Raw genomic sequence first — 18,351 nt, 5'->3', positions numbered from 1 at the left:
CCCGGGCGAGCAATCTCCCGCCATGCCGAACCTTCCAGCGACCGCGTCGCTCGCGCTTCCCGTCTTCCTCCATGGCCTGGTGCTGAGCCTGGGGCTCATCGTCGCCATCGGCGCCCAGAACGCCTTCGTGCTCCGCCAGGGGCTGCGCCGCGAACATGTGGGCACGATCGTTGTGCTCTGCGCCGTGGCGGACGCGGCGCTGATCGCCGCCGGGGTCCTGGGCATGGCGCAGGCCCTGGGCGACCGTCCCGGGCTGGCGCGCGCGCTGGCACTGGCAGGCGCCGCGTTCCTGGCGGTGTATGGCGTTCAGGCGCTGCGCCGTGCGTGCCGACCGCATCGATGGCGCCCGGCCGACGGCGATGCGCGCATCGGCCGGGGTGCGGCCGTGGCGCAGGCCGCGGCCTTCACACTGCTCAACCCCCATGTCTACCTGGACACCGTGCTGCTGGTCGGCAGCATCGGCGCCCAGCAAGCCGGGCCGATGCGTGGCTGGTTCATCGCAGGCGCCAGCGCAGCGAGCGCGCTCTGGTTCGGGCTGCTCGGCTACGGCGCGCGGTGGTTGGCGCCCTGGTTCGCGCGGCCGCGCGCCTGGCAGCTGCTGGACGGACTCGTCGGGCTGCTCATGGGAGTGCTGGCCACCCTGCTCGCCCATCGCGCCTTCGCAGGCCTGTGACGGCAGCTGCCGCTGCAGCGCGGCGCCGGTCGGTACACTGGTGCTCCCATGTCCGCCCGCGTTCTCGCCTTTCTGCTCGCCCTGCTCATGCTGTGGTCGGGCCTGGCCGTGACGGAACAGCGCTTCGCCGAGGCGCTCGACCTGCCCGCGCAGGCGGTCGATGTGTCGCACGACGGGAAGCGTGGCGATCTCGCCGGCTCGATGGACGACCATGTGGTGGACGACCAGCCGGCGCAGCCGTTCGGCGAACCGGCCCTGGATACGGCCGTCTTGCTCGACACCGTGGGGCACCCCCTCGGCTGCAGCGCCCCTGCGTCGGCCTGCCCTCTGCCGCCTGCGGACGCGCCATGGGCCGCACCGTTTCTCGAGGGCCTGCAGCGCCCTCCGAAGCACGCCTGAGTCCTTCGGCCCGCAGCGCCTGAGCGCCGGCCGCCTCCCCACGCGCTTTCGCGCTTTCAGACGCGTCCGCTTTCGGCGCGTTGCACCCTCCCGTATTAGCGCGCAGCCCTGCGCCTGCGCATCTCTTCCTCCTCAAATCGCCCCATGGAAATCGCCATACTTTTCGCCCTCATCCTGCTCAACGGCCTGTTCGCCATGTCCGAGATCGCGCTGGTGACCGCGCGCAAGGCGCGGCTGCAGAAGCTGGTGGACGAGGGCAACCGTTCCGCCGCCGCCGCCGTCCAGCTGGGGCAGGACCCGACCCGCTTCCTCTCGACCATCCAGATCGGCATCACCTCCATCGGCGTGCTCAACGGCATCGTCGGCGAGGCGGCGCTGGCCGCGCCGCTGGCCATCTGGCTGTCGGAGCTGGGCGTGCCCGCGCCCTATGCGGCCTACGGCGCCACCGGCCTCGTCGTGCTGCTCATCACGTACTTCTCCATCGTGGTCGGCGAACTGGTGCCCAAGCGGATCGGGCAGTCGTACCCCGAGACCTTCGCCCGCCTGGTGGCGCGGCCGATCAACTGGCTCGCGATCGCGACCAAGCCCTTCGTCGTGCTCCTGTCGGTGTCCACGCGCACCCTGCTGCGCCTGCTCGGCGTGAAGGAAACCAGCGGCAGCCCGGTGACCGAGGAAGAGATCCACGCCATGCTGGTCGAGGGCACCACCGCCGGCGTCATCGAGTCGCACGAGCACGCGATGGTGCGCAACGTCTTCCGGCTGGACGATCGCGAGATCGGCTCGCTGATGGTGCCGCGCGGCGACGTGGTGATGCTGGACGTCGACGAGTCCTTCGAGGAGAACCTGGCCCGGGTCGAGGCATCGAACCACGAGCACTTCCCCGTCGTTCGCGGCGGCCTCGACAACGTGCTGGGCATCGTCAACGCACGCAAGTGGCTGTCGCAGGCGCTGCGCGGCGTCCAGCGCGAACTCGTCGCCCAGCCGCTGCAGACTCCGCTGTACGTCCCCGAGACGCTGACCGGCATGGAGCTGCTCGACAACTTCCGCTCGTCGGACGTGCGCATGGCCTTCGTCGTCGACGAGTACGGCGAAGTGCAGGGCATCGTCACGTTGCAGGATCTCATCGAGGCGATCACCGGCGAGTTCCAGCCGCGCAACCCCGAGACCTCCTGGGCCGTGCAGCGTGACGACGGCAGCTGGCTGCTCGACGGCCACATTCCGGTGCCCGAACTGAAGGACCGGCTGACGCTGGACGAAGTGCCCGAGGAAGACCGCGGCCGCTACCACACCCTCAGCGGCATGATGATGCTGCTCACCGGCCGGCTGCCGAAGGTGGCCGACTCGGTCGAGTGGGAAGGCTGGCGGTTCGAGATCGTCGACATGGACGGCAAGACCATCGACAAGGTCCTCGCGGCACGGATTGCCGACGACAAGGACTCCGCCCCGACGCCATGACGGCCGCCGCCTCGCGCACCCACGAACGCAGCGCCGGGCCGGCCCCCGCGCTGCGTCGCGACGCGGTCCCCGAGGCGGGGTGGCCGTTTCTCGGCCTGGCGCAGCGGCTCGGCGTGTACGACGACGACGTCGCAGATGCGGCGGTCGCCCGCCTGACCGACAGCGACAAGCGTGCCGTTCTCTTTTTCCGCAGCCACCTCCCGGTCGAAGTCGATCAGTGGCTGCGTGGCGACGAGGCGATGGCGTGCCCGCCATCCCTGGAATACGCGGCGTTCTCGTGCCTGTACTTCGCCGCCGGCCATCTCGACGAAGGCCTGACCAGCGCTCCGGGGTTGCGACCTGGTGCGCAGCCCTCCGAACACCGCGGCCCGCGCAGATAGCGCACCGGTCGGTCCGTATTTTCAGCGCCGTTTGACCGGTGCTTGATCCATCGCAAAACTTCTCCGAGGCATCGGACGCAATCTCGGCATTGATTTATCCACTTCAGGCCGACCACCAATGACGCATCTGCTGGCGATACGCCGCATCGCACTCGCGATGCTGGTCCTCGCCGCGCAGCCGGTCTGGGCCGAGGACGACTGCGAGGCGCCGCCGGAAACATGGCAACCGCGCAGCGCGGTGCGCGCATTGGGCGACCGCAACGGCTGGCAGATCGACAAGCTCAAGATCGACGACGGCTGCTACGAGATCAAGGGCCGCGACGTCGAAGGCCGCCGCTTCAAGGCCAAGCTCGACCCGGCGACGCTCAAGGTGCTGCGCCTGCGACGCGACGACCATGACCACGAGCGCGCGCGCGACAGGGACTGACGCCCGTTCCCATCTTTCCCCCCCACACCAGGAAACTTCCATGAAGCATGCATGGACCGCTGCCGCGGTCGCTGGCGCACTCGCCGCACCCTCGATCGCCTCTGCGCGCCCGGTGACGTTCGAGACCCAGTTGAGCGACTACGGCGGCGATGGCGCCTACGTGGCGATCTACCTCACCGACCGCACCGGCCGCTACCAGAGCACGCTGTGGCTCGCGGGGGCCAAGTCCAAGTACTGGCGCCACCTGGGTGACTGGTACCGCGCCACGGGCGGCAAGGTGAAGGTGGATGGCCTCAGCGGCGCGAGCGTCGGCGCAGGCAAGACCTTGCGCGTGACCGTCGATCTGGCCGACACGCTGCTCGACGCGGGCTACGAGATCCACGTCGACACCGCGGTGGAGAACATGAAGGACAACCCGTCGGAAGTGGTCGTCCCGCTCACCAAAGCGGGCACGGGCAAGCCCGCCGCCGGACGCGGTTACGTCAAGTCCTTCCGCTACAGCCTCTGACAGGGCGACCGATGCTGCGGACGCTCCATTCGATCCCGGCACTGATCGCGTCGCTGTTGCTGGTGCTCGTCGCGCTGACGGGGTCGGTGCTGTCGGTCTTTCCTGCGCTGGAGCGCGCCGGCGCGGCGGGCGCGAGCGGCGTCGACGTGGCCATGCTCGCCGGCCGCGTGAGCGCACGTCTCCCCGGTGTGGAAACGCTGGTGCGTCAGCCCTCGGGCACGATCGTGGCCTACCACACGGTCGGCACCGAGCAACGCGCCTCGGTCATCGACCCGGCCAGCGGCGACGCGATCGCGGACCATCGCCCGTCCACCACGCAGCGCTGGCTGAAGAACCTGCATCGCAAGCTGCTGCTCGACGACGCCGGCCGCGTCGCGACCGGTGTTGCCGCCGCCTTCATGCTCTTCATCGTTCTCTCCGGCCTCACGCTGTTCGCGCGGCGCATGGGTGGATGGAAGCTGCTGCTGGGCCGCGTGCGCGGCAACACGCTGCAGCGGCTGCACAACGAGGGCGCGCGCCCCGCGCTCGCCGGGCTCGTGCTGTCGGCGACGACCGGTGTGCTCATGTCGTTCGCGACCTTCGGCCTGATCCCCGAAGGCGGCGCTGCGGACCCGTTCTTCGACCTGCGCCCGAGCGCGACGTCGCGGATGGCGTTGGCACAGATGGAGGCCCTGCGATCGGTGGACGTGTCCCGTCTGGCGCAGTTGAAGCTCGCGCACCCGGACGACCCGAACGACGTCATCGAGCTCGAAACCACGGACGGTGCGGGCGTCGTCGACCCGGCCACGGGCAACTGGCTCGCCTACCGCGGGCTCGACGGGTGGCAGCGCCTGCACGCGACCGTGCGCATGCTGCATACCGGCGAAGGGCTGTGGTGGCTGGGGTTGCTGCTCGGCGCCTCGTCGCTCGCCGTGCCGCTGCTCGCTGCGACCGGCTTTCTGCTGTGGCTGCGTCGGCGCCAGAGCCTGCCTCGCCTGGCCGGCAACGCCGCGCTGCGTGACGCCGACACCTTGCTGCTGGTCGGCAGCGAGACCCGCACGACCTGGGGATTCGCCGTGGCGCTGCACGCGGCGCTGACGGATGCGGGCCTGCGGGTGCATACCGCGTCGATGAACGACATCGCGCCCCTCCACGACGGCATCCGCCGCCTGCTCGTGCTGACCGCGACCTATGGCGATGGCGAGGCCCCGGAAAGTGCGCGCCAGTTCTTGCCCCGGCTTGCCGGGCTGCCCCCCGCGCCCGGCACCGCATTCGCCGTGCTCGGCTTCGGCGACCGCCAGTTCTCCCACTTCTGCGGGTATGCAGGCCAGGTCCACGACGCGCTCGCCGCCAAGGGGTTCGACGCGTTGAGGGACCTGGGCACGGTGGACCGGCAGTCGGAGCCGGACTTCAGCCAGTGGTGCACCTGGCTCGGCGAGACGCTCGGGGTGACGCTCGACATCCGCTACACGCCGCTGCTGCCGCCCACGACCGCGCTCGAACTCGTCTCGCGCACCGACTACGGCGCCGATCCCGACACCCTCACCGCCGTTCTGCGCTTCGCGCCACGGGCACCCACGACAGGCTGGCGACGATGGTTCGGCCTGCCGCGGCTGCCGAGGTTCGAGACCGGCGACCTGCTGGGCGTGGTGCCGCCGGGCAGTGCTTCGCCGCGCTACTACTCCCTGGTGAGCGCAGCATCGGACGGTGTGGCCGAGCTCTGCGTGCGTCGCCAGCCCGGCGGCCTGTGTTCCAGCTACCTCACCGGCCTGTCGCCGGGCGCGGCGATCCAGGCCTTCGTCCGGCCGCACGAAAGCTTCCGCCCCGCCGCCGGTGCGGCGCCGCTGATCCTGATCGGCGCGGGCACCGGCATCGGCCCGCTGATCGGCTTCATCCGCCACAACAGCACCGGGCGCCCGATGCACCTGTACTTCGGCGCGCGCAGCGCCGACGACGGCTTTCTGTACCGCGACGAACTGAACGGCCTGGTCGACGATTGCAGGCTGCGCACGCTGACCACCGCCTTCTCGCGCGCCATCGACCGGGCCTATGTGCAGGACCGGCTGCTCGCAGATGCCCAGCGGCTGCGCGCGGCGATCGTGCAGGGCGCGCAGGTGATGGTGTGCGGTGGACGGCAGATGGCCGAGGGCGTGGCCCAAGCCTGCGACCGCATCCTGGTGGACTCCGGCCTGTCGGTCGCGCAACTGAGGGCACAGGGACGCTATGTCGAGGACGTCTATTGAGTGGCTGCGCGACGCGCGCCTGAAGGACTGCCGCACCAGCGGCGCGACGATGGGCACCCGCTACACCGCGCGCTTCGTGGTTCCCGAAGAGGCGCACGTGCAGACGATCGTCGCCGACCTGAACGCGGCCGTCACCGCGGTCGATGCGCAGATGTCCAACTGGAAGGCCGACTCCGACCTGTCGCGGCTCAACCGCGCGGCCCCAGGCGACTGGGTACCTGTCTCGGCGAACCTGGCCAGCGTGCTGCTGCGGTCGATCGAGATCGGGCGCGAGACCGGCAACGCGTTCAACATCGGTGTCGGCGGTCTGGTCGGCGCCTGGGGATTCGGCCCGACGGGCAGCGACGGACCGCCCATCGCATCGCTCGGCGCCCGCGCCTGTCAGCCGCTCGACCAGGTGCTGGACATCGACCAGCCCGGACGCCGGGTGCGCAAGCAGGCCAGCGTCGCGCTCGACCTGTGCGGCATCGCCAAGGGCTTCGGCGTCGACGAGCTCGCACGGGTGCTGGAGCGGCACCGCATCGACGCCTGGCTGGTCGGCATCGATGGCGAGATGCGCGCGCGCGGCGGCAAGCCCGACGGATCGCCCTGGGCCATCGCCCTGGAGGCGCCCGAGGACGATCGGCGCGCGGCCATGGGCGTGATCGAGCTCGCCGATGCGGCCATCGCAACGTCAGGCGACTACCGGCACTGGCGCGAGATCGACGGCGTGCGCGTCTCGCACACCATGGACCCACGCAGCGGCGCGCCGCTGCGCGGGTCCGTCGCGTCGGTCACGGTGATCGCGCCGACCTGCGCCGATGCCGATGCCTACGCCACGGCGCTGATGGTGCTCGGTGTGCAGGCGGGACGCGCGCACGCGCAGCGACTGGGGCTCGACGCGCTTTTCATCGCGCGCGAGGGCCATGGCTTTCGCGCGACCGGCACCGGCTTCTTCGATGGCACCGACCACGTCCCGACAACAGGCCGCGTGGCCGTCGCGAGCACCTGACTGGCAGCACCATGACCGACGCGGCGTGTCGGGCGATGCCCCGCGGACGCAGGGCCTTCGTCGACCCCGTCTCTCAGTCCGCTGCCGACACCGCCCGCTGCGCAGCGGCCCGCGCATGCTGCATGTCCAGCGCGAGGAAGTGGTGCACCACCGGCTGGCCCGGCCCGATGTGGAAGCGGATCGCCTCGCTCTGCAGGTCGGCATCGGCATGCGACACACGCTGGTGCTGGCGCAGGTGCTCGGCCCACGACTCGACCAGGAACCATTCCATCAGCCGCTCGGGCTCGCTGGTGTGCTCGGTGATGCCCCAGGCGTAGGCGCCGTCGCGGCGGCGTTCCAGCGACAGCTTCTCGAGCGCCTGCAGGAAGGCCGGCTGGTCTGCGGCGCGGATGCGGTATTCGATCTGCACCATGACCGGGCCGCGGTCGTGCGCCACCGGCGCGCTGAGCAGCGGCTCGGGCCAGTGGTTCGACGCCTGCAGGTCGGCCTCGCCGGTCGGCAACTTGACGCGGTGGAAGACGAAGGCGACCAGCGCCAGCCCCGCGGCGCCGATCAGCAGCGTGGTCGGCACGCCGACTTCCTGCGCGATCAGGCCCCAGCCCAGGCTGCCGCCCGCCATCGCGCCGTTGAAGACGGTCAGGTAGATCGCCAGCCCACGGCCGCGCACCCAGTTGGGAAGCACCGCCTGCGCCACGCCGTTGAGCGTGGTGAGCGCGATGATCCAGCCCACGCCCAGCAGCAGCATCAGCAGCACCGCCACCCCTTTTGGCGGGGCGAAGGCCAGCGCGCACATCACGACTGCCGAGATGAGCGAGGCCGTCAGCACCAGGCCGTCGGCATCGAGCTTCGCGCGCATCCACGGCAGCAGCACCGCACCGAGGATGGCGCCCGCACCGACCGCACCGAGCATCACGCCGTAGAAGCCGGCAGTGCCCTGGAGCATCTGGCGCGCCACCAGTGGCAGCAGCGCCCACACCGAGCTGGCGAACAGGAAGAACACCGCGGCGCGCAGCAGCACCACATGCAGTTCTCGGCTCGCCTTGGCATAGCGCAGGCCGGCGCGGAAGGCACCGAAGAACTGCTCCGACAGGCCCGTGTCGACCGCCGCCGGGCGCTTCCACCACAGCAGTGCGGCGATGACGAACACGTAGCTCAGCACGTCGGCTCCGTAGGCGAAGGACGCCCCGAAGCTCGCCAGCAGCAGGCCACCCGCGGCCGGGCCGATCGCGCGGGCGATGTTGATGCCCAGCGAGTTCAGCGCGACCGCGTTCTTGAGGTCGGAGCGCGGCACCAGCTCCGGCACGATCGACTGCCAGGTCGGCCCCATCAGCGCAGCGCCGATACCGCCGACGAAGGTGAGTGCGACCAGGTATTCGACGGTGAGCGCATTGGTGCGCGACAGCAGCAGCAGCGTGCCGCTCACGCAGGCCAGCATGATCTGGATGAAGATCAGGAAGCGCCGACGGTCGAGGATGTCCGACAGCACGCCGGCCGGAATGGCCAGCAGAAAGATCGGCAGCGTGGCGGCGGTCTGGATCAGCGCCACGGCGGTCGGGCTGGCCGACAGCTCGGTCACCATCCACGAGCTGGCCACGTCACGCATGAAGCTGCCGACGTTGCCCAGCACCGTGGCCGCCCACAGCACGGCGAAGACCGGCTGGCGCAGCGGGGCGAAGCTGCCTTGGGACTTGTTTGTTTCAGTGCTCATCACGTGCCCGCAGGTCATGCCAGGCCACCAGCAGGAAACCGCCGACCAGACCCCAGTGCTCGAAGAATGAATTGGCCACCATGAAGCGCTCTGGCATCGCCATCTCCCAGAAGCGGTTGGCCACGAAGGTCGCCATCAGCGTGAAGCCGGCCAGGCCCAACGCCCCGAGCCAGCGGTAGAAGCCCGTGAGGACCATCAGCGCCGCGCCGAACTCGAACACGATGACCGCCACGGCCATCGGCCCGGCGGGCGCGATGCCGAAGTGGTTCATCTCGGCGATGGCCGACGGGAAATCGGTCGCCTTGTTGAAGCCGCCCTGCAGGTAGGCGGCGCAGAGGAAGAGCAGCGCGAGCCAGTGCACGGCCCGCGTGGTGAAGAAGCGGCGGATCGCGCTCATCCTCAGACGGCCCAGCAGGCGCAGCCCAGCGCGCCCCAGAAGCTCTTCAGGTCCGAAATCGGCAGCTGGCTGCTCCAAGCCGTCGCGTGCTGGTGGCCGTGCACGTTGCAGTCGTTGGTGCAGGCGCAGTCCGCCGCCATGCGGCGCATCGCGGCCTGCATCGGCTTACCTTCGATGTCACCCCAACCGGCGTAGCCGCCGAAGCGGCGCACTGGCGACCAGTCCGGCATGGCCGGCGGCGGCGCGCCGTCGTCGTGCGCCTGGAACGCGCCGGCGGCGTACACCACTTTGCCGCCGACCATCGTCAAGAGCGCCGTGGTGTCGGCGATCTCGGACTCGGGGCAGGCGAAGAAGTCGCGGTTGGGCACCACCAGGTCGGCCAGCTGGCCGGCCTCGATGCGGCCCTTCTTGCCGATCTCGTTGGAGAACCAGGTGACGTTCTCGGTCCACATGCGCAGGGCCGCTTCGCGGTCCAGGCAATTGCGCTGCGGCGTCAACTGGAGTCCGCCGACGGTCTTGCCGGTGACCAGCCACGAGAGCGACACCCACGGGTTGTACGACGCGACGCGCGTGGCGTCGGTGCCCGCAGACACCTTCACGCCCTTCTCCAGCATGCGCTTGACCGGTGGCGTCGCCTCGGCTGCCGCCGCGCCGTAGCGCTCGACGAAGTACTCGCCCTGGTAGGCCATGCGGTGCTGCACCGCGATGCCGCCACCCAGCGCCGCGATGCGGTCGATGGACTTCTCGGAGATCGTCTCGCAGTGGTCGAAGAACCAGTTCAGGCCCGCCAGCGGCGTGTCGCGGTTCACCTTCTCGAAGACGTCCAGCGCGCGCTCGATGGTCTCGTCGTAGGTGGCGTGCAGCCGCCAGGGCCACTTGTTCTGCACCAGCACGCGCACGACCCCTTCCAGGTCGTCTTCCATCTCGGGCGCCATGTCGGGTCGGGGCTGGCGGAAGTCCTCGAAGTCGGCGGCCGAGAACACCAGCATCTCGCCCGCGCCGTTGTGGCGGAAGTAGTCGTCGCCCTGCTTGTACTTGGACGTGGCGGTCCAGTTCAGGAAGTCTTCCTTCTCCTGCTTGGGCTTCTGCGTGAACAGGTTGTAGGCCAGGCGGATGGTGAGCTGGCCGGCGTCGGCCAGCTGCTGGATCACCTGGTAGTCCTCGGGAAAGTTCTGAAAGCCGCCGCCCGCGTCGATGGCACCGGTCACGCCCAGGCGGTTGAGCTCGCGCATGAAGTGGCGCGTGGAGTTGATCTGGTACTCGAAGGGCAGCTTCGGGCCCTTGGCCAGCGTGGCGTACAGGATGCTCGCGTTGGGCTTGGCCAGCAGCAGGCCGCTGGGGTTGCCGGCGGCGTCGCGCACGATCTCGCCGCCGGGCGGCGCGGGCGTGTCCTTGGTGTAGCCGACGGCGCGCAGCGCGGCGCCGTTGAGCAGCGCCCGGTCGTACAGGTGCAGCAGGAAGACGGGGGTGTCGGGCGCCACGGCGTTGAGCTCGGCGATGGTCGGCAGGCGCTTCTCGACGAACTGGTGTTCGGTGAAGCCGCCCACCACGCGCACCCATTGCGGTGCCGGCGTGATCGCGACCTGGCGCTGGAGCATGGCCATGGCGTCGGCCAGGCTGCGCACGCCGTCCCAGCGCAGTTCGAGGTTGAAGTTGAGGCCGCCGCGGATGATGTGCAGGTGGTTGTCGATCAGGCCGGGCAGCACGGCGCGGCCCTGCAGGTCGATCACGCGGGTGACGTCACGGGCCAGCGGCAGGATGTCGGCGTCACGGCCGACGTGGGTGAAGCGGCCGCCACGAATGGCGACGGCCGTGGCCGTGGGGTTGGCACGGTCCAGCGTGGTGAAGCGGCCGTGGTGCAGGATGAGTTCGGGGGGTTGGGCGTCGACCATGTCGGGCTCCTCGGGATCAGGTGGGACGACCGCCGGTCGCACCGGTATCGGCGGCGGCCACATCGGCCGGTTTGGCGCATTGCGGCAACTCGCCGAACATGTGTGGCTTGACCTGCTGGTGCAGCCACGACGTGGCCGCCGGCTTGCGATCGAACAGATGCTTGACCAGCGGCGGGATCTGCTCGCCCGCCAGGATGCCCAGCAGCCCGACCAGCGCGATGATCGGCGGCGCCGGCGAGCGCACGCTGAAGAGCGCGTAGATGACGCCGACCAGCACGCCCAGCGCGAGGGAAACGATGTACGGCTTCATCTCGCGCTCCGCTCAACCTTCGTGCGCGTTGAACATCGTTTTCGCGTAGGTGATGCCCAGGCCGTAGGCGCCGCCGAGCTTGCGTGCGATGCCGGTCGTCATGTCATAGGTCTCGGTGCGGGCCCAGTCGCGCTGCAGCTCCAGCAGGTACTGCAGCGAGGTCATGGGTTGCGCGCCGGCCTGCACCATGCGCTGCATGGCACGCTCGTGCGCTTCGGTCGACACGTCGCCGCAGGCGTCGGCGATCACGTACACCTCGAAGCCCTGGTCGATGGCCGACAGGGCTGGGCCGACGATGCACACGCCGGTCCACAGGCCCGACAGCACGATGCGCGTCTTGCCGATCTCGTTGATCTTCTGGATGACAGCCGCGTCTTCCCAGGTGTTCATCGAGGTGCGGTCGAGCATGGCCTGGCCGGGGAAGGCCGCCTTGATCTCGTCGAACATGGGGCCGGAGAAGCTCGTCTCGGCCACGGTGGTGAGGATGGTCGAGACGCCAAAGCCGGCGGCCGCGCTGGCCACCAGTCCAGCGTTGTTGCGCAGCGTCACGGCGTCGATCGAATGCGTGGCGAACGCCATCTGCGACTGGAAGTCGATCATGACCAGCGTGTGGTCCTTCGGGGTGAGCAGCTTGGCGCCGGGCGTGGGGGTGGCGGTGATGGGCATGGGAAGGTCCTTCCAAAGGGGTGATGACAGGCAGATCGGGTCGTGCCATAAGTGGGCACACCCCGCAGGGCCGCAGAGCGCGCGGCCAGCAGGGCATCGAGAAAGCAGTGCGAAGGCTACGGAAGGCCGGCGCTGCTGGCTTGAACAAAGGAGCGGCCTTTTTTCCGTTTGCGCGATCCGTCACCCAACGGTGTTCGAATCGCCACACCCATGCAAGGACACCACGCATGAATGCCATGCCTTCGGCCTCCGGGCCTCATGCCACCACGATGGCACGCGACACGCTCGGCTGCCAGTCGACGCAGCTGAGCGACAGCCTGGAGTTCGCCGGTTCGGGCGTGCGCTTCTACCGCAAGCGCTCCGACGACGTGCGCCTCAGCCACGTCGCCACGCCCGCCAGCGACCGCGGCTTCCTGGTCGGCGTCTCGCAGTCGGCCGGGCACCGGCGGCGCATCCTCCACGGCCGCCGTGCCGAGGCCTGCGGTTTCGGCCAGAACGCCGTGTACGTGCGCAACTTCGGCGACGACTACCGCGCCGACATGCAGAGCCCGTTCGACTTCCTGCTGCTGGAGATGTCGCATGCCGCGTTGGCGCAGGCCAGCGGCCGGCAGCACATCGACGGGCTGACGGCCACGACCGGCGCCGACGACGCGGTGCTCGCGCACCTGGTGGGCGCGCTCGCGCCGGTGCTCACACGGCCCGCAGAGGTCAGCCCCCTCTTCGTCGACCAGCTGTGCCTCGTCATTGGCATCCACCTGAACGACCGCTACGGCGGCACGGCACCCACCACCGCACGCCCCGCGCAGGCGCTGGCGCCGATGCACGAAGCACGCGCCAAGGAAATGCTGCGCAGCCACCTCGACGGCCGCATCGCCATCGCCGACGTGGCCGACGCCTGCCAACTCTCGCGCAGCCACTTCACGCGCGCCTTCCGCCTCGCCACCGGCCACACGCCGCACGACTGGCTGTAGGCGCAGCGCCTGGCACGCGCCCGCGAGCTGCTGCGCGCGTCGGACCTGCCCCTGGCCGAGGTGGCCACCGCCTGCGGCTTCGCCGACCAGAGCCACTTCACCCGCGTGTTCTCGCGGGCTGAAGGCGCGCCGCCCGGCCACTGGCGCCGTACTTTCCGTTGAAGGAAGATCACGCATGAGCAAGCACTGCACCCACACCGACACCATCCACCACGTCACGCCCAGCGCCCGCGGCTGCGAGGAATGCCTGGCCTCCGGCAGCACCTGGGTCCACCTGCGCCTGTGCCGCAGCTGCGGCCATGTCGGCTGCTGCGACGATTCGCCCAACCGCCATGCGCGGGCGCACTACAAGGACACCGGCCACCCAATCATCGAAGGCTACGACCCGCCCGAAGGCTGGGGCTGGTGCTACGCCGACAAGGTGATGGTCGAGCTGCCCGACACCACGCCGCAGGTCGGGCCGATCCCGCGCTATGCCTGATCGGCGCCGACAAGCCCGGGCGAGCCGCTACACCCAGCCGGCCTTGCGAAAGCGGTAGTAGAGATAGCCGCACACCGCCACGATGAGGCCCAGCGCCATCGCATAGCCGTAGCGCCATTTCAGCTCGGGCATGTGCTCGAAGTTCATGCCCCAGACGCCGACGAAGGCGGTGCACACGGCGAAGATCGCGGCCCAGGCCGCCAGCCGCTTGGTGACCTCGCCGTCGCTGATGGTCACCATCGACAGGTTGGCCTGGATGGCGGTGCCGATGGTGTCGCGCATCGCGTCGATGGTGCCGTTGATGCGGTTGAGGTGGTCGAGCACATCGCGGAAGTACTCCTGCGTGCCGATGCAGACCTGCGGCACCCGCCCGCCGTGCAGCTTGTTCGCGCCCTCCTGCAGCGGAGCGACCGCATGCTTGAGCACCGTCAGCCGCTGCTTCAGGCTGTAGAGGCGCTGGATGTTCTCGCGCGCACCGCCCTGCGTGAAGATCCGTTCCTCGATGGCTTCGAGCTCGACGTCGAAGGCGTCGATGGCGGGGAAGTAGCGGTCGACCACCGCGTCCATCAGCGCGTACAGCACGAAGCCGGGCCCGTTCTTCAGCAGTTCGGGCTCGCGCTCGCAACGCTCCCGCACCTCCGTGAACCCATGCGCGCTGCGGTTGCGCACCGACACCACGTAGTTGCGCCCGACGAAGACGTCGAGCTCACCCACCTGGGGGACACTGGCGCGCGGCGCGGCCGTCTCGCCGTCCAGCAGGTGGAGCACGACGAAGAGCGAATCGCCGTATTCCTCGACCTTCGGTCGCTGGTGGCCCTTCTGCGCGTCTTCGACCGCCAGCGGATGCAGGTCGAAGGCCCGCTGCACCCCGTCCATCTCTTCGGGCGTCGGGTCGTGCAGCGCCACCCAGACGAAGCAGTTGGGCAGCGCGATGTATTCGTTGATGCGACCGACCGGGATGTCGGCCAGCTTGGTGCCGTTCTCGTAGGCAACGCAGTTGATCAGCATGCGGCAGGCGTGTGGCGATGAAGCGGCGCATCTTGCCATGCGGCCTTGGGGCGCTGTGACGGCCGTCGTCGCCACTTAATGTTTGCTTAATCGCCAACCGCGAGCATCCGTTTCCTCAACCCGGCCGCCCTTCGGCACGGGACTCGAAGGAGAGTGGATGTTCATGGCTGTTTCCCCCCACGATGGCGAACCGTCGGCCCCGGCCGCTGCTGCGCTCGAGCGGCCCGCCCTCGTCGTGCACCGGCACGACGACCCGCGACGTGCCGAGGTCGAAGCCTTCGTCCGCGGCATCTTCGCGCAGCGCTACGGCGCCCAGGTGCAGCAGTTCGCCCCGGTGCTGGTGAGCCTGCAGGACCAGGGCGAGATCGTCGCCGCCGCCGGCTACCGCAGCGCCGCCGATGCGCCGCTGTTCCTCGAGCGCTATCTCTCGTCGCCCATCGAGGCGCTGCTGGCCCCGCAGGCCGTGGCACAGCCGGCGCGGCGCAGTGTGGTCGAGGTCGGGCACCTGGCCGCCTCGCGCTCCGGCGAGGGGCGACGCCTGATCGCGCTGCTCGGCCCGCACCTGGCCGCGCAGGGCTTCCAGTGGGTGGTGAGCACGCTGACGACCGAGCTGCGCCAGCTCTTCGTGCGCATCGGCGTCACGCCGCTGGCGCTCGGCACCGCCGACCCGGCCGCCCTCGGGGCGGAGGCGGCCCACTGGGGCAGCTACTACGACCACCGGCCGGTCGTGCTGGCCGGGCACCTCGGCCAGGCCCTGCACCACATGGCGCGCCGCGCCGGCGCGAGGAGCACGCGATGACGGCGCTTCGCCTGGGCGGCGATGCGGCGCTGGACGACGGCGAACGCACCTGGCCGCGCGACGCACTGCAGGCCGAGGTCGACGCCCTGCGCGATCGCCTCGTGGCGCAGCGCACGCGCGTGCTGGCCACGTTGATGGACAACGGCGCGGCCTGGGTCGTCGCAGACCTGGCGGCCGCCGCGGCGGGCATCGTGCATGTGCCACTGCCGGTGTTCTTCACGCCCGAGCAGATCGGCCATGCCCTGCGGGCCGCGGGCGTCGACACGGTGCTGACGCTGCCCGCGCTGGCCGCCCGCTGGGCCGGCGCACCGACGGTGGACATCGCCGTCGCGGCACAACCGTTGGCGATGCTGCGGCTGCCGGGCGCCGCCGTGCCGATGCCGGCCGGCACCGCCAAGATCACCTTCACCTCGGGCACCACCGGCGCACCGAAGGGCGTGTGCCTGTCGGGCGATGCGATGCGCCAGGTGGCCGAAGGGCTGGTCGCGGCCATGGCGCCGCTCGACATCCGGCGGCACCTCTGCGCGCTCCCCTTCGCGGTGCTGCTGGAGAACATCGCGGGCCTGATGGCCCCGCTGATGCGCGGCGCCACCTGCGTGGTGCTGCCGCTCGATCAGCTCGGCCTGCGCGGCTCGTCGAGCTTCGACGCCGCGCAATTCCAACGCGTGGTGGCGGCCCAGCAGCCGCACAGCCTCATCCTGCTGCCGCAGATGCTGCGCGCCTGGGTCGGCTACCTGATGCAGAGCGGCCAGCGCGCGCCGGCGTCGCTGCGCATGGTGGCGGTCGGCGGTGCGGCGGTGGGCGCCAAGCTGCTGCAGATGGCGCAGGCCGTGGGCATTCCGGCGCACGAGGGCTACGGACTGTCCGAAGGCGCCTCCGTGCAGACGCTGAACCTGCCCGGCGCGTCGCGTGCCGGCAGCGCCGGTCGCGCGCTGCCGCATGCGCGGCTGCGCATCGCGGCGGACGGTGAAGTCGAAGTGGCCGGCAGCCTGTTCGGCGGCTACCTGGGTAGCACGCAGGCGCCGCCGGCCTGGTGGCCGACCGGTGACCTGGGGACGATCGACGCCGACGGCTTCCTGCACATCCAGGGCCGCAAGAAGCATGTGCTGATCACCGCCTTCGGCCGCAACGTGTCGCCCGAATGGGTCGAGACGGCCCTGCGCGGCGAGAACGCCATCGCGCAGGCGGTGGTGTTCGGCGACGGCGAACCGGCCCTCAGCGCGGTGCTGTGGCCGACGCGGCCCGAGTTGCCCGACACCGCCCTGCAGGCCGCTGTCGATGCGGCCAACGACACCCTGCCCGACTACGCCCGCATCGAACGCTGGCTGCGTGGCCGGGCCGACTTCAGCGCTGCGTCCGGGCTGGCCACCGCCAACGGCCGCCCGCAGCGCGTGGCCATTCTTCAACTGCACGCGGACGCCCTCGAGATGGCGCCGCGCCCTACCCCTTGAACCCTGGAGCCTTCATGACTTTCTACGCACGCCTGGTCGCAGAGACCGCCGACGCCCGCATGGGCCTGCTGGGCACGCCCATCATCCAGGGCTGCCTGCGCGGCGAGGTGTCGCTGCCGAGCTACGTGGCCTTCCTGCGCGAGGCCTACCACCATGTGCGCCACACCGTGCCGCTGCTGCGCGCCTGCCAGGCCGCACTGCCACCGGCCAACCAGTGGCTGCACGGGCCGCTGGACGAATACATCGCCGAAGAAGAAGGCCACCACCTGTGGATCCTCGACGACATCCGCGCCTGCGGCGCCGATGCCGATGCGGTGCGCGACGGCCCGCCTGGCCATGCGACCGAGGTGATGGTGGCCTATGCCTACGACACCATCGCACGGCGAAACCCGCTCGGCTTCTTCGGCATGGTGCATGTGCTCGAAGGCACCAGCGTCTCGCTGGCGCTGATGGCCGCCGACCAGATCCAGAAGCCGCTCGGCCTGCCCGACGCCGCCTTCAGCTACCTGCGCTCGCACGGCACGCTCGACCAGGAGCACACGGCGCATTTCGAGCTGCTGATGGACCAGGTCACGTCCCCGACCGACCAGGCCGACATCGTGCATGCGGCCAACGCGTTCTACCGGCTCTACGGCGACGTGTTCCGCAGCCTGCCGCTGCCCGCGACAGCGTCGACCTCGGCGCCGACCCCGGCGGTGGCGGCATGAAGGCGAAGGACGCACGGGTGCTGCTGACCGGCGCCACCGGCGGCATCGGCCAGGCGGCCGCATCCGCGCTGGTCGGCGCCGGGGCCTCCGTCATGCTGCTGGGCCGTTCGCCGGCGCGGCTGGCCGCCCAGGCGCGGGCGCTGGCGCGCACCTGCACCGGCTCCGACGGATCGCCACCGCCCAGCATCGAGTGGTATGCCGCCGACCTCATGCGCACCTCGAGCCTCGGCGGTATCGCCACCGTGGCGGCAGACTGGGGCTGCAATGTGCTGGTCCACAACGCCGGCGTGCCCGCGTTCGGTCGCCTCGAAGCGTTCACCGCAACCGCGATGGCGCAGGTGCTGCACCTGAACCTCTTCGCGCCCATGCTGCTGACCCAGGCCCTGCTGCCGCATCTGCGCGCATGCCCCGAAGCGCGCGTCGTCTTCGTCGGCTCGGTGCTCGGCCGCCTCGGCCTGCCGGGCTTCAGCGTCTACAGCGCCAGCAAGTTCGGGCTGCGCGGCTTTGCGGAGTCGCTCCGGCGCGAGCTCGGCGACGGCCCCGTCGGCGTGCAGTACCTCGGCCCGCGCAGCACGCGCACCGCCTTCAACAGCGAGGCCGTCGACGACTACAACAAGGCGACCGGCACTGCGATGGACGCACCCGAGGTCGCGGCGCAGGCGTTGCTGCAACTGATCGAGAGCGGCGCGGCCGAACGCTTCCTCGGCTTTCCGGAAAGCCTGGCGGTGCGCTTGAACGGTATCGCACCCGGTCTGCTCGACGGGTCGTTCCGCAAGCACCGCGAGAGCCTGCCGCCACGGACGGCGCCGCCCGCCACGGTGTCGGACTGCACGCTGCCGACGGACACCGCGGCCGAATCCGACAGCCATTCGCTGATGCGCAGCGCCCACTGAATTTCAACCACGA

Annotated in this window: 21 protein-coding genes; 15 read left to right on the top strand and 6 right to left on the bottom strand. The window is 70.3% G+C overall.

The features are described 5' to 3' along the window. The first annotated feature begins 22 nt into the window (after window positions 1–22). From ACSFA0_RS04680 to ACSFA0_RS04645, 8 genes are all read left to right on the top strand, one after another. On the top strand, window positions 23–673 hold the full coding sequence (locus ACSFA0_RS04680; RefSeq protein WP_435449061.1) for a LysE/ArgO family amino acid transporter: 651 nt from the start codon (window positions 23–25) through the stop codon (window positions 671–673). 48 nt (window positions 674–721) lie between these two features. Then, a complete protein-coding gene (locus ACSFA0_RS04675; protein WP_435449060.1) occupies window positions 722–1,072 on the top strand; it encodes a hypothetical protein in 351 nt (116 codons plus the stop codon). A gap of 144 nt (window positions 1,073–1,216) precedes the next feature. Beyond that, on the top strand, window positions 1,217–2,527 hold the full coding sequence (locus ACSFA0_RS04670; RefSeq protein WP_435449059.1) for a hemolysin family protein: 1,311 nt from the start codon (window positions 1,217–1,219) through the stop codon (window positions 2,525–2,527). Continuing rightward, the gene (locus tag ACSFA0_RS04665; RefSeq protein ID WP_435449058.1) at window positions 2,524–2,907 is read left to right on the top strand and encodes a hypothetical protein; all 384 of its coding nucleotides are present in this window, start codon (window positions 2,524–2,526) and stop codon (window positions 2,905–2,907) included. Before ACSFA0_RS04670 ends, ACSFA0_RS04665 begins: the two co-directional genes overlap by 4 nt. A gap of 118 nt (window positions 2,908–3,025) precedes the next feature. Further along, window positions 3,026–3,334, top strand: coding sequence for a PepSY domain-containing protein (locus ACSFA0_RS04660; protein ID WP_435449057.1), 309 nt, complete (start codon window positions 3,026–3,028; stop codon window positions 3,332–3,334). Between the two features lie 40 nt (window positions 3,335–3,374). Further along, the gene (locus ACSFA0_RS04655; protein WP_435449056.1) at window positions 3,375–3,842 is read left to right on the top strand and encodes a DUF2271 domain-containing protein; all 468 of its coding nucleotides are present in this window, start codon (window positions 3,375–3,377) and stop codon (window positions 3,840–3,842) included. Between the two features lie 11 nt (window positions 3,843–3,853). Beyond that, entirely contained in the window at window positions 3,854–6,064 is a 2,211-nt protein-coding gene (locus ACSFA0_RS04650) for a PepSY domain-containing protein (RefSeq protein ID WP_435449055.1), read from the top strand. Beyond that, window positions 6,045–7,055, top strand: a complete 1,011-nt coding sequence (locus ACSFA0_RS04645; RefSeq protein WP_435449054.1) for an FAD:protein FMN transferase — start codon at window positions 6,045–6,047, stop codon at window positions 7,053–7,055. Before ACSFA0_RS04650 ends, ACSFA0_RS04645 begins: the two co-directional genes overlap by 20 nt. A gap of 73 nt (window positions 7,056–7,128) precedes the next feature. Here ACSFA0_RS04645 and ACSFA0_RS04640 read toward each other — a convergent pair whose 3' ends face one another. From ACSFA0_RS04640 to ACSFA0_RS04620, 5 genes are read right to left on the bottom strand one after another with little or no spacing between them, the layout of a single operon-like run. Continuing rightward, entirely contained in the window at window positions 7,129–8,763 is a 1,635-nt protein-coding gene (locus ACSFA0_RS04640) for an MFS transporter (RefSeq protein WP_435449053.1), read from the bottom strand. Next, window positions 8,753–9,160 (bottom strand): DoxX family protein, encoded by a 408-nt coding sequence (locus ACSFA0_RS04635; protein WP_435449052.1) that lies wholly within the window; start codon window positions 9,158–9,160, stop codon window positions 8,753–8,755. The genes ACSFA0_RS04640 and ACSFA0_RS04635 overlap by 11 nt, the downstream gene beginning before the upstream one ends. 2 nt (window positions 9,161–9,162) lie before the next feature. After that, window positions 9,163–11,052 carry an amidohydrolase gene (locus tag ACSFA0_RS04630; protein ID WP_435449051.1) on the bottom strand — a complete coding sequence of 630 codons (1,890 nt, stop codon included), beginning with the start codon at window positions 11,050–11,052 and terminating at the stop codon, window positions 9,163–9,165. 16 nt (window positions 11,053–11,068) lie between these two features. Then, window positions 11,069–11,362 (bottom strand): XapX domain-containing protein, encoded by a 294-nt coding sequence (locus ACSFA0_RS04625; RefSeq protein ID WP_435449050.1) that lies wholly within the window; start codon window positions 11,360–11,362, stop codon window positions 11,069–11,071. 12 nt (window positions 11,363–11,374) lie between these two features. After that, window positions 11,375–12,028, bottom strand: coding sequence for a hydrolase (locus ACSFA0_RS04620; RefSeq protein WP_435449049.1), 654 nt, complete (start codon window positions 12,026–12,028; stop codon window positions 11,375–11,377). Between the two features lie 227 nt (window positions 12,029–12,255). Here ACSFA0_RS04620 and ACSFA0_RS04615 point away from each other — a divergent pair, with 227 nt between their 5' ends. Genes ACSFA0_RS04615 through ACSFA0_RS04605 form a run of 3 tightly spaced genes read left to right on the top strand, consistent with a single transcriptional unit; the run spans window position 12,256 to window position 13,480 of the window. After that, entirely contained in the window at window positions 12,256–12,999 is a 744-nt protein-coding gene (locus ACSFA0_RS04615; RefSeq protein ID WP_435449048.1) for a helix-turn-helix transcriptional regulator, read from the top strand. Between the two features lie 9 nt (window positions 13,000–13,008). Continuing rightward, on the top strand, window positions 13,009–13,161 hold the full coding sequence (locus tag ACSFA0_RS04610; RefSeq protein ID WP_435450890.1) for a helix-turn-helix domain-containing protein: 153 nt from the start codon (window positions 13,009–13,011) through the stop codon (window positions 13,159–13,161). Between the two features lie 13 nt (window positions 13,162–13,174). Beyond that, window positions 13,175–13,480, top strand: a complete 306-nt coding sequence (locus ACSFA0_RS04605; protein WP_435449047.1) for a UBP-type zinc finger domain-containing protein — start codon at window positions 13,175–13,177, stop codon at window positions 13,478–13,480. A gap of 27 nt (window positions 13,481–13,507) precedes the next feature. On the opposite strand, the gene ACSFA0_RS04600 is transcribed toward ACSFA0_RS04605, so the two are convergent. Further along, the gene (locus tag ACSFA0_RS04600) at window positions 13,508–14,488 is read right to left on the bottom strand and encodes a magnesium and cobalt transport protein CorA (RefSeq protein ID WP_435449046.1); all 981 of its coding nucleotides are present in this window, start codon (window positions 14,486–14,488) and stop codon (window positions 13,508–13,510) included. A gap of 163 nt (window positions 14,489–14,651) precedes the next feature. Between ACSFA0_RS04600 and ACSFA0_RS04595 the strand changes: the two genes are divergently transcribed. From ACSFA0_RS04595 to ACSFA0_RS04580, 4 genes are read left to right on the top strand one after another with little or no spacing between them, the layout of a single operon-like run. Then, window positions 14,652–15,287 carry a thermostable hemolysin gene (locus tag ACSFA0_RS04595; protein WP_435449045.1) on the top strand — a complete coding sequence of 212 codons (636 nt, stop codon included), beginning with the start codon at window positions 14,652–14,654 and terminating at the stop codon, window positions 15,285–15,287. Further along, window positions 15,284–16,738, top strand: coding sequence for an AMP-binding protein (locus ACSFA0_RS04590; protein ID WP_435449044.1), 1,455 nt, complete (start codon window positions 15,284–15,286; stop codon window positions 16,736–16,738). The genes ACSFA0_RS04595 and ACSFA0_RS04590 overlap by 4 nt, the downstream gene beginning before the upstream one ends. Window positions 16,739–16,752: 14 nt before the next feature. Continuing rightward, window positions 16,753–17,445 carry an iron-containing redox enzyme family protein gene (locus tag ACSFA0_RS04585; protein WP_435449043.1) on the top strand — a complete coding sequence of 231 codons (693 nt, stop codon included), beginning with the start codon at window positions 16,753–16,755 and terminating at the stop codon, window positions 17,443–17,445. After that, window positions 17,442–18,338, top strand: coding sequence for an SDR family oxidoreductase (locus ACSFA0_RS04580; RefSeq protein WP_435449042.1), 897 nt, complete (start codon window positions 17,442–17,444; stop codon window positions 18,336–18,338). The genes ACSFA0_RS04585 and ACSFA0_RS04580 overlap by 4 nt, the downstream gene beginning before the upstream one ends. The last annotated feature ends 13 nt before the right edge of the window (window positions 18,339–18,351 follow it).

The organism is Variovorax restrictus (genome assembly GCF_051216715.1).
In the GTDB taxonomy this organism is placed as follows: domain Bacteria; phylum Pseudomonadota; class Gammaproteobacteria; order Burkholderiales; family Burkholderiaceae_C; genus Variovorax.
Note: the sequence above shows the minus strand (reverse complement) of the source record. Positions and strands in the feature narration are given on the sequence as shown.

Coding starts and splice junctions, on each gene's coding strand:
- ACSFA0_RS04680 (WP_435449061.1), top strand. CDS start 23: ATGCCGAACCTTCCAGCGACCGCGTCGCTCGCGCTTCCCGTCTTCCTC.
- ACSFA0_RS04675 (WP_435449060.1), top strand. CDS start 722: ATGTCCGCCCGCGTTCTCGCCTTTCTGCTCGCCCTGCTCATGCTGTGG.
- ACSFA0_RS04670 (WP_435449059.1), top strand. CDS start 1,217: ATGGAAATCGCCATACTTTTCGCCCTCATCCTGCTCAACGGCCTGTTC.
- ACSFA0_RS04665 (WP_435449058.1), top strand. CDS start 2,524: ATGACGGCCGCCGCCTCGCGCACCCACGAACGCAGCGCCGGGCCGGCC.
- ACSFA0_RS04660 (WP_435449057.1), top strand. CDS start 3,026: ATGACGCATCTGCTGGCGATACGCCGCATCGCACTCGCGATGCTGGTC.
- ACSFA0_RS04655 (WP_435449056.1), top strand. CDS start 3,375: ATGAAGCATGCATGGACCGCTGCCGCGGTCGCTGGCGCACTCGCCGCA.
- ACSFA0_RS04650 (WP_435449055.1), top strand. CDS start 3,854: ATGCTGCGGACGCTCCATTCGATCCCGGCACTGATCGCGTCGCTGTTG.
- ACSFA0_RS04645 (WP_435449054.1), top strand. CDS start 6,045: ATGTCGAGGACGTCTATTGAGTGGCTGCGCGACGCGCGCCTGAAGGAC.
- ACSFA0_RS04640 (WP_435449053.1), bottom strand. CDS start 8,763: ATGAGCACTGAAACAAACAAGTCCCAAGGCAGCTTCGCCCCGCTGCGC.
- ACSFA0_RS04635 (WP_435449052.1), bottom strand. CDS start 9,160: ATGAGCGCGATCCGCCGCTTCTTCACCACGCGGGCCGTGCACTGGCTC.
- ACSFA0_RS04630 (WP_435449051.1), bottom strand. CDS start 11,052: ATGGTCGACGCCCAACCCCCCGAACTCATCCTGCACCACGGCCGCTTC.
- ACSFA0_RS04625 (WP_435449050.1), bottom strand. CDS start 11,362: ATGAAGCCGTACATCGTTTCCCTCGCGCTGGGCGTGCTGGTCGGCGTC.
- ACSFA0_RS04620 (WP_435449049.1), bottom strand. CDS start 12,028: ATGCCCATCACCGCCACCCCCACGCCCGGCGCCAAGCTGCTCACCCCG.
- ACSFA0_RS04615 (WP_435449048.1), top strand. CDS start 12,256: ATGAATGCCATGCCTTCGGCCTCCGGGCCTCATGCCACCACGATGGCA.
- ACSFA0_RS04605 (WP_435449047.1), top strand. CDS start 13,175: ATGAGCAAGCACTGCACCCACACCGACACCATCCACCACGTCACGCCC.
- ACSFA0_RS04600 (WP_435449046.1), bottom strand. CDS start 14,488: ATGCTGATCAACTGCGTTGCCTACGAGAACGGCACCAAGCTGGCCGAC.
- ACSFA0_RS04595 (WP_435449045.1), top strand. CDS start 14,652: ATGGCTGTTTCCCCCCACGATGGCGAACCGTCGGCCCCGGCCGCTGCT.
- ACSFA0_RS04590 (WP_435449044.1), top strand. CDS start 15,284: ATGACGGCGCTTCGCCTGGGCGGCGATGCGGCGCTGGACGACGGCGAA.
- ACSFA0_RS04585 (WP_435449043.1), top strand. CDS start 16,753: ATGACTTTCTACGCACGCCTGGTCGCAGAGACCGCCGACGCCCGCATG.
- ACSFA0_RS04580 (WP_435449042.1), top strand. CDS start 17,442: ATGAAGGCGAAGGACGCACGGGTGCTGCTGACCGGCGCCACCGGCGGC.